13 protein-coding genes and 2 tRNA genes are annotated in these 15158 nt (G+C 34.7%); 9 read left to right on the top strand and 6 right to left on the bottom strand.

Annotated elements, in window-relative coordinates; all coding sequences use genetic code 11:
- Positions 1–9 precede the first annotated feature (9 nt).
- The 3 genes from AC27VX_RS13060 to AC27VX_RS13050 form a co-directional block, all read right to left on the bottom strand.
- A protein-coding gene (locus AC27VX_RS13060) for an IS3 family transposase (RefSeq protein WP_488695961.1) occupies positions 10–1262 on the bottom strand; the annotation gives its coding sequence in 2 pieces (ribosomal slippage) (positions 10–935 and positions 935–1262; 1254 coding nt in all).
- Between the two features lie 239 nt (positions 1263–1501).
- Positions 1502–1572 (bottom strand) — tRNA-Gln (locus AC27VX_RS13055).
- A 156-nt stretch (positions 1573–1728) separates the two neighbouring features.
- Positions 1729–1799: transfer RNA gene (locus tag AC27VX_RS13050), tRNA-Gln, on the bottom strand.
- Positions 1800–1897: 98 nt separating this feature from the next.
- Between AC27VX_RS13050 and AC27VX_RS13045 the strand changes: the two genes are divergently transcribed.
- The 5 genes from AC27VX_RS13045 (at position 1898) to AC27VX_RS13025 (ending at position 5935) form a co-directional block, all read left to right on the top strand.
- Complete coding sequence (locus AC27VX_RS13045) at positions 1898–2926, top strand: AMP-binding protein (RefSeq protein WP_488696188.1); 1029 nt, start codon at positions 1898–1900, stop codon at positions 2924–2926.
- A 47-nt stretch (positions 2927–2973) separates the two neighbouring features.
- Positions 2974–3366 carry an alternative ribosome rescue aminoacyl-tRNA hydrolase ArfB gene (gene arfB, locus AC27VX_RS13040; protein ID WP_488695959.1) on the top strand — a complete coding sequence of 131 codons (393 nt, stop codon included), beginning with the start codon at positions 2974–2976 and terminating at the stop codon, positions 3364–3366.
- Positions 3367–3417: 51 nt separating this feature from the next.
- Positions 3418–4062, top strand: a complete 645-nt coding sequence (locus AC27VX_RS13035; RefSeq protein ID WP_488695957.1) for a hypothetical protein — start codon at positions 3418–3420, stop codon at positions 4060–4062.
- A gap of 298 nt (positions 4063–4360) precedes the next feature.
- A complete protein-coding gene (locus AC27VX_RS13030; RefSeq protein WP_236856042.1) occupies positions 4361–4741 on the top strand; it encodes a GreA/GreB family elongation factor in 381 nt (126 codons plus the stop codon).
- Positions 4742–4960: 219 nt separating this feature from the next.
- The gene (locus tag AC27VX_RS13025) at positions 4961–5935 is read left to right on the top strand and encodes a deoxyhypusine synthase family protein (RefSeq protein WP_076354641.1); all 975 of its coding nucleotides are present in this window, start codon (positions 4961–4963) and stop codon (positions 5933–5935) included.
- Between the two features lie 198 nt (positions 5936–6133).
- Here AC27VX_RS13025 and AC27VX_RS13020 read toward each other — a convergent pair whose 3' ends face one another.
- Positions 6134–6280 carry a hypothetical protein gene (locus AC27VX_RS13020; protein WP_236856041.1) on the bottom strand — a complete coding sequence of 49 codons (147 nt, stop codon included), beginning with the start codon at positions 6278–6280 and terminating at the stop codon, positions 6134–6136.
- A gap of 97 nt (positions 6281–6377) precedes the next feature.
- Here AC27VX_RS13020 and AC27VX_RS13015 point away from each other — a divergent pair, with 97 nt between their 5' ends.
- Together AC27VX_RS13015 and AC27VX_RS13010 are read left to right on the top strand one after the other, a co-directional pair.
- The gene (locus tag AC27VX_RS13015) at positions 6378–6674 is read left to right on the top strand and encodes an MGMT family protein (protein WP_236856040.1); all 297 of its coding nucleotides are present in this window, start codon (positions 6378–6380) and stop codon (positions 6672–6674) included.
- 107 nt (positions 6675–6781) lie between these two features.
- The gene (locus AC27VX_RS13010) at positions 6782–7579 is read left to right on the top strand and encodes an alpha/beta hydrolase (protein WP_300686828.1); all 798 of its coding nucleotides are present in this window, start codon (positions 6782–6784) and stop codon (positions 7577–7579) included.
- A gap of 67 nt (positions 7580–7646) precedes the next feature.
- Here the strand turns inward: AC27VX_RS13010 and AC27VX_RS13005 are convergent, their stop codons facing one another.
- The gene (locus AC27VX_RS13005) at positions 7647–8042 is read right to left on the bottom strand and encodes a helix-turn-helix transcriptional regulator (RefSeq protein ID WP_300686830.1); all 396 of its coding nucleotides are present in this window, start codon (positions 8040–8042) and stop codon (positions 7647–7649) included.
- A gap of 378 nt (positions 8043–8420) precedes the next feature.
- The gene (htpG, locus tag AC27VX_RS13000; protein ID WP_488696186.1) at positions 8421–10313 is read right to left on the bottom strand and encodes a molecular chaperone HtpG; all 1893 of its coding nucleotides are present in this window, start codon (positions 10311–10313) and stop codon (positions 8421–8423) included.
- A 155-nt stretch (positions 10314–10468) separates the two neighbouring features.
- Here htpG and AC27VX_RS12995 point away from each other — a divergent pair, with 155 nt between their 5' ends.
- Complete coding sequence (locus tag AC27VX_RS12995; protein ID WP_488695953.1) at positions 10469–13369, top strand: alpha/beta hydrolase family protein; 2901 nt, start codon at positions 10469–10471, stop codon at positions 13367–13369.
- A 186-nt stretch (positions 13370–13555) separates the two neighbouring features.
- Complete coding sequence (locus tag AC27VX_RS12990; protein WP_488695951.1) at positions 13556–14989, top strand: hypothetical protein; 1434 nt, start codon at positions 13556–13558, stop codon at positions 14987–14989.
- The last annotated feature ends 169 nt before the right edge of the window (positions 14990–15158 follow it).

The following is a 15158-nucleotide window of genomic DNA, read 5'->3' as shown; positions in this document are numbered from 1 at the left end:
TAAATATACTTAAATCAGAGTAGGGATTTTCCTATTCTGATTTTGTTTTTTATAGGTTTTTAATTTCACATTATTTTTCATGTGTACTTGGCTTGGAATATTATAATGTAATGAAAAATGGGGTCTCAAATTATTATAATAGTAAATTGATTGATCAAGCTGTCGAGAGAGATTTTTAAAATTTTCAAAAGTACCAATCAATCCAAATTCATATTTTAGAATGCCATTCACTCTTTCTGCTACAGCATTTTCATAAGGATCCGAGTTCTCTGTCATACTGATAAGAATATCATTCTTCTTTAGCATTTCGGTATATTCTTTACTACAATACTGTAAACCTCTGTCTGAATGATGAATTAAGGGATGTTTATATACCCGATTCCTTATGGCTTGTTTTAATGCCTTCAATGTAGAACTGGTCTGTAAATTATCACTCAATTCATATCCTACAATTTTTTTTGAATAAGCATCAGTAATCAGGTGAAGATAATAATTCCTCTCTTTAGTTTTCAGATAGGTAATATCTGCTACCCAAACCTTCTCTGAACATTTCAATTCTTTTTCTTTGATGATATTGGGATATTTCTTCATCCAATGTCTGGAGTTCGTTGTTTTAAAGTAACTGTGTCTTCTGGGAATTAAAAGATAATTTGATCTTAAAATCTTAAACAATCCATCTCTTCCTATTTGAATGCTTTCTTTGTTAAAATCATTTTTAAGTAAGAAATAAAGTTTCCGAGTACCTATTTTAGGCATCTTTTTGCGAATTGATACTACTAATTCTATAATTCTTTCTTGATTATTATTTAAACTCGGCCGGCTCCTTCTTTTGTAATAAGCTTGTTTACTGTATCCAAACAATCGGCAGATATCTTCTACTGGAAGATTCGTATGTGCCTTTATTTCCTGGATTGATTGGAACCAGACTTTTTTACAATTTCAATCTTTAATTCACGTTCAGCGATTTCTATAAATTTCCTAAAGACCTTGAGTTCTTCTTCCTTTTTTGATAAAGCTGCCTCAAGCTCTTTAATCTTTTGTTTCTGTGGGTCTTTCATGGGCCTGCCTTTACTTATTTGTTTTTCATAAGTAAAGTTACCATATTTTATTAACCATTTCGGAATACATGAATTACCACGGATATTGTATCGTGTTTGCAATTGGGATTTTGTATATAATCCCCGTTCATATTCAGAGACAACTTGTCTTTTGAAGGCCTCACTGTACTCATGTACAGGAGCTGATGTTTTTTTTGAATCCATAACGCTGACTGGTTTTATTGTTTTTTAGTCAACTTTTTTCAGGACGAGACATAACTACAATTAATCCGTCTCAAAAAGAGGCGGATTTTTTTTGAAAAATATAAATTTCAAAATGTTGTTGAATTAGTGGATTTTTTCTAAAAAAGAAAATAAACTTTAAAAGAATTGTTTCATCCTTTCTAAAAAACATTAAGAATTATAATAAAAAAACAAAAACCATCCTAAAAAAGGATGGTTTGTAGACCCACAGGGATTCGAACCCCGACTGACGGTACCAAAAACCGGAGTGCTACCGTTACACTATAGGTCTGCTTTATTTTGGTTTTGCAAATTTATATATTTTTTTCTTATTTACAAATTCCTCTCTTGAAAATTTTGATTTTTTTATTGAAATAAAATCTGATTTTTCTATAAAAATGATATACTTAGCCTAAAAACAAAAACCATCCTAAAAAAGGATGGTTTGTAGACCCACAGGGATTCGAACCCCGACTGACGGTACCAAAAACCGGAGTGCTACCGTTACACTATAGGTCTGCTTTATTTTGGTGGTGCAAATTTACATCTTTTTTCTTTACTTACAAGAACTTTTTGTTTTTTTTTCTAAATTTACGGTGGATTTATTTACGGAAAATATGCTGATAGACTTCAATAATCTCAATATTAATAATTTATCGTTCAATACTGAATTTGAAAAAAAAGTAAAAATCTTTCTCAAAGAATGGTTTTCAGAAATACCTGTGGTAGATGTTCAGACTTCTGGTTCCACAGGAAAACCTAAAATTTTTGAAATTGAAAAGAAGAAAATGCTCAATTCAGCAGTTATGACCTGTAACTTTTTGGGATTAAAAGAAGGAGATAAAGCATTGCTTTGCCTTCCTATAGAATATATTTCGGGAAAAATGATGGTAGTACGTTCTCAAGAAAGGAAATTAAAATTAATAATAGCAGAACCATCTCTAAAACCTCTTGAAAAATTAGATGAAGAAATAGATTTTTGTGCGATGACACCACTACAGGTGGAAAACTCGTTGGATAAACTCCACTTGATAAAGAATCTGATCATTGGAGGTGCTGCTACTTCAGAAAGTCTTAAAAATAAAATTCTAAAGATAAATCTTAGTGCTTCCAATCGAATTTTCGAAACCTACGGGATGTCAGAAACACTTTCCCATATTGGTTTGAAACAGCTGATGCCGGAGTCGGAAGATTTTTTTACCGTTTTTGAAAATGTAACCATTTCTTTGGATGAAAGAGGCTGTCTTAATATTTATGCTCCTAATGTGAACGATGAAAAATTACAAACGAATGATTTAGTTGAAATAAAAAATGATAATCAGTTTAGATTTTTAGGACGGATAGATAACGTGATCAACTCAGGAGGAGCTAAAATTTTTCCCGAAACCCTCGAAGCTTTGGTAAAAAAAGAAATTACCAATGAAGTGATTTTTACCGGTTTGCCGGATGAAAGCCTGGGGCAGAAGCTCGTATTGATCATAGAAGGAAGTGAATCTGATGAGATAGTAAATAAAATTTCAGAAATACCGTTTAAGAAAAGTTTTCACAGGCCCAAGAAAATTATTTTTATCAAGGAAATTCCAAGAACACCGAACGGTAAGGTAAACAGACTTGAACTACATAAACTCGTTGACGAAAATATTTAGTTATCCGGGCTCCAGGTTACACACTTTTGAATCTCAAATAAAAAACAATGAAAAACTTTTCAAAGGAACTTAGTTTTAAAACTTCCCGAAGCAGCGGAGCAGGAGGCCAAAATGTAAATAAAGTGGAGACTTCGGTTACTGTACTTTGGAAAGTGGATGCATCAGAGTTTTTCGATGATGACGAAAAAATAATGATTCAAAACAAATTGAAAAACAGGATTAATGCTGACGGTTTCTTATTTCTGACGGTTTCTGAAAGCAGAACCCAGCTGATGAATAAAAATAAAGCTATTGAAAAAATAATAGAGATCGTCAATAAAGCATTGATTGTTCCTAAAAAAAGGACTGCAACCAAACCATCAAGAGCCCAAAAACAAAAAAGATTAGACAGCAAGAAAAAAAATTCTGATAAAAAAGAGAACAGACGTTTTAAATTTTAAGTTGGTTCTTTCCCGAAAATTTTTATTTTTGCCGGAAATTTTTTAAAAACCATGATAAAAAAACTAATACTATTAGGAGTTATTTCGAGCTCTTTACTTTCTTTTGCCCAGGAAAAAATAACCATCATGCCTGCTGTAGGATATGCCTGGAGGGTTGCTGAAACAGGACCGGGACTTTCAAGAGAAGAAAAAAACTATATTAAAGGATTGAAAAACGGAGTTCATTTTGAGATCGCTGCTTATTACCATGTGAAAAATATAGGGATAGGTGCAAAATTCTCCAATTACAGTGCTTCCAGCAGTGGTACATTGTACGGATATGATATGAGCGGTCAAAAGATTGGTTTGCCTGTGAGTACTAAGGATAATATCACTTTCTTTGGTCCATCCATTATGGCTTCGAACTATAATGAATCTACGAAACACAAATTTATTGCCGACCTATCTCTTGGGGTAATTACTTATACTACGAAAACAGCATCTGTCAATGGTACTGGGTCTAATCTTGGTCTGGAAGCAGGAATCGGCTATCAATACGCTACTTCCAAGAATTTTATGATTGGTCCTAAAATTGGAGTTACCGCAGGAACATTGACTAAAATGAAAATGAACGGACAGTCTTATGACCTTCCGGATGATCAGAAAGAAGGCTTAACTAGAGTTTCTTTAAGTGCAGTCGCTGCATTCCGTTTTTAAGTTCTATCTTTGTAAGAATTAAAAAAATAATTTAATAATGGCAGCAACAATCCTTTTATCAGCAGAACGACGCCGGTCAGGACTGTTGTTGTCGTTACTTTATCTTCATACAGATTCTTTTCTGAAAAGTTCTAAGGACTTTATCAATTAAGCCCTGCCAGGGTCCAAGGCAGGGAAGCTCTCCGGATTTTTATTTATTGCTTTTTTGCGGTTTTCTATAGAAGAAGGCTTGTTGATGCCTGTATTCTACATTGGATCATCGGGAACAACTGCATCTTAATTTTAAAAATTTTAAAAAATGTCCAATCATATTATAGTAACCACCGGAATTTATGATGCTATAAAAGATACACTCAGAAGAAAAAAAGTGAGCATCGAGGAAGAGAAAAGACTGACTGAAGAACTTAGAAAAGCTAAGCAGGTTCTGAGAAGGGATCTGCCTGCTGACATTGTGACGGTAGAAAGAAAAGTGACTTTAAGAGATCATACATTAGACTTTGAGCATGAATATATTTTTGTACCTTCAACCAAAGCAAAACTTAAAAAAAATAAACATTCTATTCTTTCAGATATTGCTCTTGCAGTAGTTGGCTATAAAGTAGGAGATATTATTGACTGGCCTTTTAAAGATGGAGAAAGAAAAATTGAAATTGTAAAAGTGGAAGCCTGGGAAGGATAAACTTTTTCTGAATATTATTAAATTACATTGAAAGCGTGGCTTATTTTTAAGCTGCGCTTTTTATTAATGTACTGTTTTTATCTTATAAAACTCTTCTATCTTAGCTATACTTGGCATTTCTATTTAACAAATGATAAAAAAGAACCCCTCCGTGAGACTTTCTTGAGGTGGGTTGACTGCATTCCGTTTTTAAGTTTTATCTTTGCAAAAATTAAAAAAATGAACAAACCAATTTCTGAATTTATAGAAAAATATTTTCTGCATTTCAATGCGGCAGCGTTGGTAGATGCATCTAAAGGATATGTGGCGCATCTTAAAGATGGTGGAAAAATGATGATTACTTTAGCAGGAGCAATGTCTACTGCTGAATTAGGAAAAATCCTTGCAGAAATGATCCGTCAGGGAAAAGTGGACTTCATCTCTTGTACAGGAGCAAACCTTGAAGAGGATCTTATGAACCTTGTGGCTCACTCTCACTACGAAAGAGTTCCTGATTATAGAGACCTTACCCCTCAGCAGGAATGGGACCTATTAGAAAGAGGACTAAACAGAGTTACAGATACTTGTATTCCTGAAGAAGAAGCATTCAGAAGATTGCAGAAGCATATCGTTGAAATCTGGAAAGATGCAGAAGCTAAAGGAGAAAGATATTTCCCTCACGAATTTATGTACAAAATGATTCTTTCAGGGGTGCTGGAGCAGTATTACGAAATTCCTAGAGAAAACTCATGGATGATTGCTGCTGCAGAAGCAAACTTGCCAATCGTAGTTCCGGGATGGGAAGATTCTACAATGGGTAATATTTTCGCTTCTTACTGTATCAAAGGAGAGCTTACTGCTACGACAATGAAGTCAGGTATTGAATATATGACTTACCTTGCAGATTGGTATACTAAGAACTCAGCAGGTAAAGGAGTTGGTTTCTTCCAAATCGGAGGAGGTATTGCAGGAGATTTTCCAATCTGTGTAGTACCAATGCTATATCAGGATATGGAAATGCATGACATTCCTTTCTGGTCTTATTTCTGCCAGATTTCTGACTCTACTACATCTTATGGTTCATACTCAGGAGCAGTTCCAAATGAGAAAATCACTTGGGGTAAACTGGATATCACAACACCGAAATTTATCGTTGAAAGTGATGCGACGATCTGTGCACCATTAATGTTCTCTTATATTTTAGAGAATTCTTAAGAATAAACGATCTCGAAAGAGAGTAAAAATATCAGCGCTTCAATTGATTTGGAGCGCTTTTTATTTGTGCTGTGATAAGTTTTTTACAGTATACAATTTTATCTTGATAAAATCCTTTGAGCCTTCCAATGTTTCGAAGATCTACAGCTCAATACAGACATAAATGCATTGAATATTTTACAACAATACGGTATAACGTCACTCTAAAGAATTGACCAATACAAAATACCTGTAGGCCATAATACCTTTCTCAACCTTCGTCAGACTATTAGGATCTTTATTACTCAGCTTCGGAAGAACTTTTTTATTGACCGCATTCAGCAGCCGGAAAAATGATTTTTTCATATCTTTATCTTTTAATGAAACATCATTGAGTAAATAAGAGTTCAAAAATGATGCAAAAATAATCACAGCTTCCTAAAAACTTTAAAAAACAATAATAATGGATGAAATTTTCAAAAAGCAGGTATATGAAGTCGCAAAGCTTATTCCTAAAGGAAGGGTTTCAACCTATGGAGCAATAGCAAAAGCTGTAGGATACCCTAATCATTCGCGCCATGTAGGAAAAGCGATGGGAGGTTGCCCAAAAGATGTTCCGGCGCACCGCGTGATTTCCAGTTCAGGAATTTTGTCCGTTCCGGAATTTCAGCCAAAGCTGGAAGCAGAGGGAATTGTGATTGAAAATTTTAGAATAAAAAATTTTAAAAAATTGTTTTGGGACCCATTGAATGAAATTTAGGGTCTAAGTTTTTACGATTCAGGTAAAGAATTATACAGTTCAGGTATATATTTTTTCAAATGGCCAGCCACCACAATACCTTTGGTTCATAATTAAAAACTAACATCATGAAACCAAACTCAATTCTTACCCTTGTATTTCTTTTTCTTGCCGTATTTTCAAAAGCACAGATGGATGATAAATTCTATCAGCCTCATAAGACAATGAAGCCTTTTGAAATGAAGATTTCAGATTCGGTTAAATTCCCCGTAGAAGATAATATCATTACTGCCTTCATCGCAAAGCCGAAACAAAAAGAAATTAAAAAGACTATTTTCTTTTTTCATGGCGCTGCGGGAAATGTAACTACCTACCAGTTTATGACAAAACCTTTAGTGGACGCAGGATATCAGGTTGTAATGATCGATTTCAGGGGATACGGAAGATCAACAGGAAGACCAACTCATAAAAATGTAGCAGAAGACGGGCAGAAATTTTTTGATGAGCTGATGAAGAGACCGGATATAAAAAATACGAAGGTTTATTTCTATGGAGCATCATTGGGGACTCAGATTGCAGCACACCTTGCTAAAGATAATGCTTCTAAAATTTCCGGATTAATTTTAGATTGCCCAATGGCTTCTTTTACTGATATTGCCGCACATTTTTCGCCACAGTATAGAGATATGATCTTGCAGACTTTAATTTCTCCCTATTCAGCTAAAGAAGATGTAAAAGCTTTAGGACAGCTTCCTGTACTCGTTATTCATGCTAAAGATGATCAAACCATTCCTTATGAACAAGGGAAACTTGTTTTCGATAATACATCATCGGCGGCTAAAATTTTCATTGAGTCTAAAGGAGATCATATTGAAGGGATAATAAACAATAAAGAGGAGATTTTGAAAGCAATTGAACATCTGTAATATAAAAGAATCCAGCCGCCGCTGGATTCTTTTTATCATTAATTAATCCCTCTGTGAATCTGAAAAATTATTTTCTGATTCTTTGGGAGGCCTTTAATTCCTCTTTAAGCCTTTCATTTTCTTCTCTTAATAAAGCAATATACCCTTGTAGGTTTTCAATAATAGATTCCGGAATATTACTGTAATTACTTTGAGTATTAATTGAACCAGCTGAAGTCCCTGAATTGTCATTAAATACAGGATGATCATTATTCACAACTAATTTAACTTCTTCATCTTCATAAATTTCCTCTACAGGCACATTTAAAAAACGGGCAAGTTTTTCCCATTCATCAGAGATGATTTTTACATCACCATTTTCCTTTCTGCTGTAGTTGGATACATCTGTTGCTATAAAATCAGCCACTTGCTGTTGCGTGTAGCCTTTTTGTTTTCTGAGAAGACGTAATTTTTCTTTTTGCATATCCGGCATTTTATACAAAAATGGAGAAAAAGTACAATGTATACAACTTAAAACAGTAAAAATGTGCATTAAAATAATAAAAACTAAAAAACAGAATCAAAAGGTTCATATTATCAATATTTTCAAATCATATTACTAATTATTTTTAGAAGTTTTTCATATTTACAGAAGTTTAAAAGCTCAAAAAAATGAAAATTTGGGAATTTAAATAATGGTTGTTGATTGATAATCAGTGTTATTCTTGATTTTATTTAAGATTAAACCCTTGATTCTTAAAAATATGATCTGTTACGAAACTTACACATTTGCTTTCCTCAATAGCTCCCTATATCCAACACAAAAAAAAGACTGTTTCATTTCGAAACAGTCTCTTGTATATTATTTTTCGAGTTGCTTATAGCTTCTCTGTACAAAATCTGTCAGGTCTTTTCCTTTCAGTAAGTTTTGCGAAAGTTTTGCAAGGTCTAATGCATATTTGATCAGACTTTCTTTTTCCTCAGTATTTTCAGTCTTTAAAATCTGATTAGAAAGTTCACTGTTGGAGTTCACAACAAGATTGTACATTTCCGGAAAACCGCCCATTCCGAACATACCGCCACCGCCGGTAGCCTGCATTTCTTTCATTCTTCTCATGAATTCCGGCTGGGTAATGGTAAACGGAGCATCAGTGCTGTCAAGATCTTCCAGTTGTACAGTAAACTTAGAATCCTGAATGGCTTCTTCCACATTCTTTTTTAAAGATTCCTTTTCAGTTTCATTCAATTTTGAAATGACAGGTTCATCTTTTTTGATAAGGTTGTTTATGTGGTCAGCATCAACTCTGGCAAAGGAAATCTTCTCTTTTGATGTTTCCAGTTTTTGAATCACGTGAGATACAACAGGAGAATCTAATAACAGGACCTCGTAACCTTTATCATTTGCTGCCTGAATATAGCTGTGCTGCTCATCTGCATTGGTTGCATAAAGAATTACCGTATTACCGTCTTTATCTGTGTGGGCAGGCTGGATTTTTTCAATCAGTTCATTCCACAGGAAGTATTTTCCGTCTGTTGTAGGGTATAATGTGAATTTATCTGCTTTTTCAGCAAACTTCTCTTCTGTAATAATTCCGTATTCAATTACGATTTTGATATCATTCCATTTTGTCTCATAATCTTCACGGTTTTCGTTGATTAGAGAAGCCATTTTGTCGGCTACTTTTTTAGTGATGTAAGAAGAAATCTTTTTTACAGCACCATCTGCCTGGAGATAAGAACGGGAAACATTCAATGGGATATCCGGAGAATCAATTACTCCTCTCAGAAGCATTAGGAAATCCGGAACGATTCCTTTTACTTCATCCGTTACGAATACCTGATTCTGATACAGCTGAATTTTATCCTTATCTATATTTAAGTTGTTGCTCAGTTTTGGGAAGAATAGAACTCCGGTAAGGTTGAAAGGATAATCAACATTCAGATGTATATTGAATAAAGGTTCCTCAAACTGCATAGGATACAGCTCGTGGTAGAACTTCATGTAATCCTCGTTCGTTAGTTCACTTGGAGCGATCGTCCATGCCGGCACCGGGTTGTTGATAATATTGTCTACTTCTTCAGTTTCAGCAACAGCATCTTCCGGAGCGTCTTCCGGTAATGGAAGGGTATGTGTTTTAGTTCCGAACTTGATCGGAACAGGCATGAATTTATTGTATTTTAATAATAACTCACGTATTTTGGCTTCTTCTAAAAATTCTACAGAATCTTCTGCAATATGAAGAATAATTTCTGTTCCCCTGTCAGTTTTGTCATTAGTTTCTTCAAGAGTAAATTCCGGACTTCCATCACAGATCCAACGTACAGCCGGTTCATCTTTATAAGACTTGGTAAGGATCTCTACTTTTTCAGCAACCATGAATGCAGAGTAGAATCCAAGACCGAAATGTCCGATAATTCCTGAGTCTTTTGCAGAATCTTTATATTTCTCCAAAAATTCTTCAGCTCCTGAAAATGCAACCTGATTGATGTATTTCTCAACCTCTTCACTTGTCATACCGATTCCCTGATCGATGATGCGTAGTGTTTTCTGGTCTTTATCAATTTTAACTTCAAGTTTCGGATTGCCATATTCTACTTTTGCTTCTCCAATGCTAGTAAGGTGTTTCAATTTCAAAGTAGCATCAGTAGCGTTAGAAATTAATTCTCTTAAGAATATTTCGTGGTCACTGTAAAGAAATTTTTTAATAAGCGGGAAAATGTTTTCCACAGATACATTAATATTTCCTTTCGTCATCATATTTAGATTTTTTAATTTTCAAATATTTCTCAAAAAAAATACCACTCAGAGGAATATGACAGAATGACATTGTTTCTATTTATAATGAAACAAATGCATCATGTGGATTTATCAAAGAAATATAGTACTTTTAATCCTTAAATTTTTTTAAAATGAAGTTGAAATGTACAGTTTTTATTCTGCTCATAATGACCTGTTGTGTGTATGGACAGAAAAAGCCTTTAGACCATTCTGTCTATGACAGCTGGCAGAATATAGGCACGAGAAAAATCTCAAATGACGGAAAATGGGTAGCCTATTCTGTAGATCCTCAGGAAGGAAATTCTAACCTTCTTTTGTATTCAGTTAAAAATAAAACGTCAAAGAAGTTTGCCAGAGGAACAAAAGTAGCTTTTACGGATGATTCGAGATTTGCTGTTTTTCAAATCCGTCCATTGTATAAGGATATAAAAGCAGTAAAAGATAAAAAGCTTAAAAAAAATAAATTAACAAAAGACAGCCTTGCAATAGTAGATTTTCTGAGTGGTCAGACGGAAAAAATTCCTAATGTAAAATCATTTAAAACTCCTGAGAAGACAGCTTCTTATATTGCTTATATTCTTGAAAATGTAAATGATAAATCTTCGGATGATGCTTCTGATAAAGATGATGGAGACGAGAATAAAGATGATGATAAAAATGTAAAGCCACTGCAGTTGGTAGTACGTAATCTTTTGAATGGTAGGAGTACTACATATGATAATGTAATCCGCTATGAATTCAGTAAAAACGGAAAGCAGCTTGCTTTTGTGACCAAAAAACCTGAAGAGAAAATCAGCAAGGATAAAAAGGGTGACAAAGATGCAGTAGATGAAAAACCTGCTGATAAAAAAGATAATGACAAATCAAAGCCAAAGAAATATGCATTTCAAACCATACAGGTAGTAGATCTGCAGAAAGGATCTGTAAATAAGATCTCGGAAATGGAAGGTGATTTTTCTCAGCTGTCTTTTGATGAAGATGGAAACCAATTGGCATTTGTAGGAACTTCTTCTGCACAGAATGATCTGGTGAAACTGTATCAGTTGTATTACTTTAATTTTAAAGGAAATAAAAAAGAAATTGTAACCAATGACCATGCACAGATGAAAAAGGGTTGGGTAGTTTCCGAAAACCGTTTACCCTTATTCAGCAAGAATGGAAAGCAGCTGTATTTTGGTGTTGCTCCAAAACCTATAGCGAAAGATACCGCAATGATTGCAAATGACCATGCTGTTGTAGATATCTGGAATTATAAAGAGGATTATCTCCAAACGGTACAGCTAAAGGAATTGAAAAATGATCTGAAAAAATCGTATGCTGCAGTAATGCAGACAGAAAAACCGGATTTCTTTAGAAATATTGACGCAGAGGATTTGGATACTTTACGATTGGTAAACCAGGGCAATGCTGCCTTTACCATAGGTATTACAAGTTTGAATAACCGTATTCCTTCACAATGGGAAGGGGCAACAAAGAAAACGTATTTCCTGATCGATAATAAAACAGGAGAAAGAACGGAAGTCATTAAAGATTTAGACGGATCAATTGCTGTATCTCCACTTGGGAATTTTGTTGTGATTTTTGACATTGAGAAAGGGCAATGGTCCAGTTATAATGTTAAAACAAAACAAACTCATCCTCTCAATATCGGATTGCCGGTTTCTTTCGTTGACGAAGAGTTTGATATGCCGGATTTTCCAAATGCTTATGGTATCGCATCGTGGACAGATAATGATGAGTCTGTGATTATCCGGGATCGTTTCGACCTTTGGGAGTTTTTCCTGAACGGGTCGAAAAAACCGAGAAATATTACCAATGGATTTGGACGTAAGAATAAAATAACATTTGATACCTACGACTTAGATAAAGATATTAAAAGTTTAAACCGAAAATCACCTATCTACTTGTCAGCATTTGATAATACATCCAAGGCGAACGGAATTTTTAAAACATCTATTCAGTCGAATTCTGACCCAGTGAAAATCCAAATGGAAAATGTCTGGGGATATAGAAGTCTTCAGAAAGCGAAAAATACGGAAGAATATATCTTAGTAAAAGAGTCCTATACTGATTCTCCAAACATTTTTGCTACATCTGATTTCTTGGAACAGCAAAAACTGAGCAATACAAACCAGCAACAAAGCCTTTATAATTGGGGTACTGATGAACTTGTGAACTGGACAACGCCAAAAGGAAATACCTCTACAGGTATTTTATACAAACCGGAAAACTTCGATCCGAACAAAAAGTATCCTATGATTGTCTATTTCTATGAAAAACTTTCGGATAACCTGAACCGATATGTAGAACCGGCTCCAACACCTTCAAGATTAAATATTTCTTATTTTGTGAGCAACGGATATTTGGTTTTTACCCCTGATATTTCTTATGTAGATGGTCTTCCCGGGGAATCTGCGATGGATTATATTAATTCCGGAGTTGAAAAGCTGAAGCAGAATGCATGGGTAGATGGATCTAAAATCGGAATTCAGGGACAGAGCTGGGGTGGTTATCAGGTAGCTTATCTTATTGCTCATACCAATATGTATGCAGCTGCCTGGAGTGGTGCTCCTGTTGTGAATATGACTTCCGCGTATGGAGGAATCCGATGGAGTTCAGGAATGAACAGACAATTTCAGTATGAAAAATCACAAAGCAGATTGGGGAAAACTTTATGGGAAGCCCCTGAGCTTTATATTAAGAACTCACCGCTTTTTGCCATTGACAAAGTAAAAACTCCGGTAGTGATTATGAGTAATGATAAAGATGGAGCAGTGCCATGGTATCAGGGGATAGAAATGTTTACAGCATTGCGCCGCCTCGGAAAACCTGTATGGCTTCTGAATTATAATGGCGATGATCACAATCTTATAAAGCGCCAGAATAGGAAAGATATCCAAATTCGTGAACAGCAGTTTTTTGATTATTATCTCAAAGGAGCTAAAGCTCCGGTCTGGATGACAAAAGGTATTCCAGCGATCCAAAAAGGAAAAGATTGGGGATTTGAGCTAACAGACGACAAACCTAATTAATTAAAAATCGGTGAAGCCCTGAGTTTCACCGATTTTTTTATTAATAATACCTGCACCTATTTTAATAAGTGGGAAATATTTTTCGAAAAAAAATACAACGGGAGATAAACTGACAGAATGACATTTTTTTTATGATGAGCCTATTGATCCCTTTTATTATATTTACCGCCAATTATAAATAACAGTATGGGAATCTTTGATTTTTTTAAAAAGAAAAACAATAAACAGGAGAATGTAAGCACTTCGGTTGATGTGGTGGAAATGCCAGAGGAAAGAGTAGTGGAGGAAGTAGTGGAAGAATTTGTAGATACAATACCAGAAGCTCCTTCACAACCAGTAGAAGAGTATAAGGTAAATGAAGAGTACGAGAAGATCAAGATTTATAATGATTATATCGTGTATTCTATTGCACTTCAGTTAAGAGGAGAATATACTCCTATTTCAGCTTTTGAAAAAGAAAATGGCGAAGTAGAAGGTTTTGCCTATATGGTAACAGAAGATGCTTATGCTCTTCCCCCTCAGGAGGCAGTCTCCAATATGGAAGAGAAGTTTGAAAATGAACTTCAGGCAGGTAAGATCAAATCTTATATGATCCTTTATCACTCTCAGTTTGATGATAACGGTAATCATAATCCGGCAGCCAAAGAAGAAGAGTTTAAGGCAATTTCAATTTCTTATCATTTCAAAGGTAGTGATAAAGCGAAAACAGGATTACCTTACATTTTTGAGAATAATAACGTTACTTATAAAGGTTTTGCTGAATTTTCTCATGAAGAAAATAATGAGATTATGAATACCCAGCTGATCGACGGTAAAGATTATTTCCCGAATATGGAAGGTATCAAAGCTCCGGAGACTACTAACGAAGCGGGAATTATCATAAGAAAATCGAATATTCATAATCTTGTGAATACATGGAGCGGGATTTTTGGTCATGAAAATTTTCAGACTAAAGATTACGGGCAATATCTGACGAATGTTTTAATGCAGTCCACCGTTTCTGATCCGTCTGATGAGGGTAAAAGCAAAACTGAATTTGAAGATGTAAGATTTAAAACCGTTTTTACAGAAGAACTTAGTACAATAATTCCGGAAGTAAAAACTGATTATACTTTAGATTTTGAAACAAGATCAATCCGGGAATGGGAAAATGCATTGAATTTGCAGGCAATCGTGGCTGGTCCGGCTAGAAATACTTTCGGAATTTGGTTCTTTGCAACCGATTATGCTGAAAATAGAAACAAATATCTGACACAGCCTCATTTGAATGTAAATATCAGTGGTATTGTTCTGATCCTTGATGTTCATCAGAGTTTTGATTTACCTGAAGGAACTTCTGTGAGTGAAGATTTTACCACTTATGCACCAAGTAATGATGTTCCGAACTATGCATGTTTTGATTTTATTGGTCAGCTTGTAGACTTCAAAGAAACAGAATTGTTGGATGATGGAAGCGTTAAAGGATATATCCTGAAGCTGAAGCTGATTACCAATGAAGAAAGAGAAGATTACTTCACTATTGACGCCTTTGTGAATAAGGAAAATATGAAATTTGAAACTCCTGTAAAAGGAATGAAGGTTGCCGGGGCATTACAGCTGCAAGGTAAAATTGTAGAATAATAAAAATATTGACTAGTCCTGAAAATCTGATACAGATTATAAGACAAAATGAGGCTGTTCTATAATGTTCAGCCTCATTTTTTTATAAATGTCTTGTTCTGTTGCCAAGAATTTGCTAATAAAAGAATTGGTGAATGTATGTCCGGAACAAAAAAGGCAATCCGAAGAC

The organism is Chryseobacterium sp. 14P4.3.2 (genome assembly GCF_057799275.1).
This window is presented reverse-complemented; position numbering and strand designations above follow the sequence as displayed.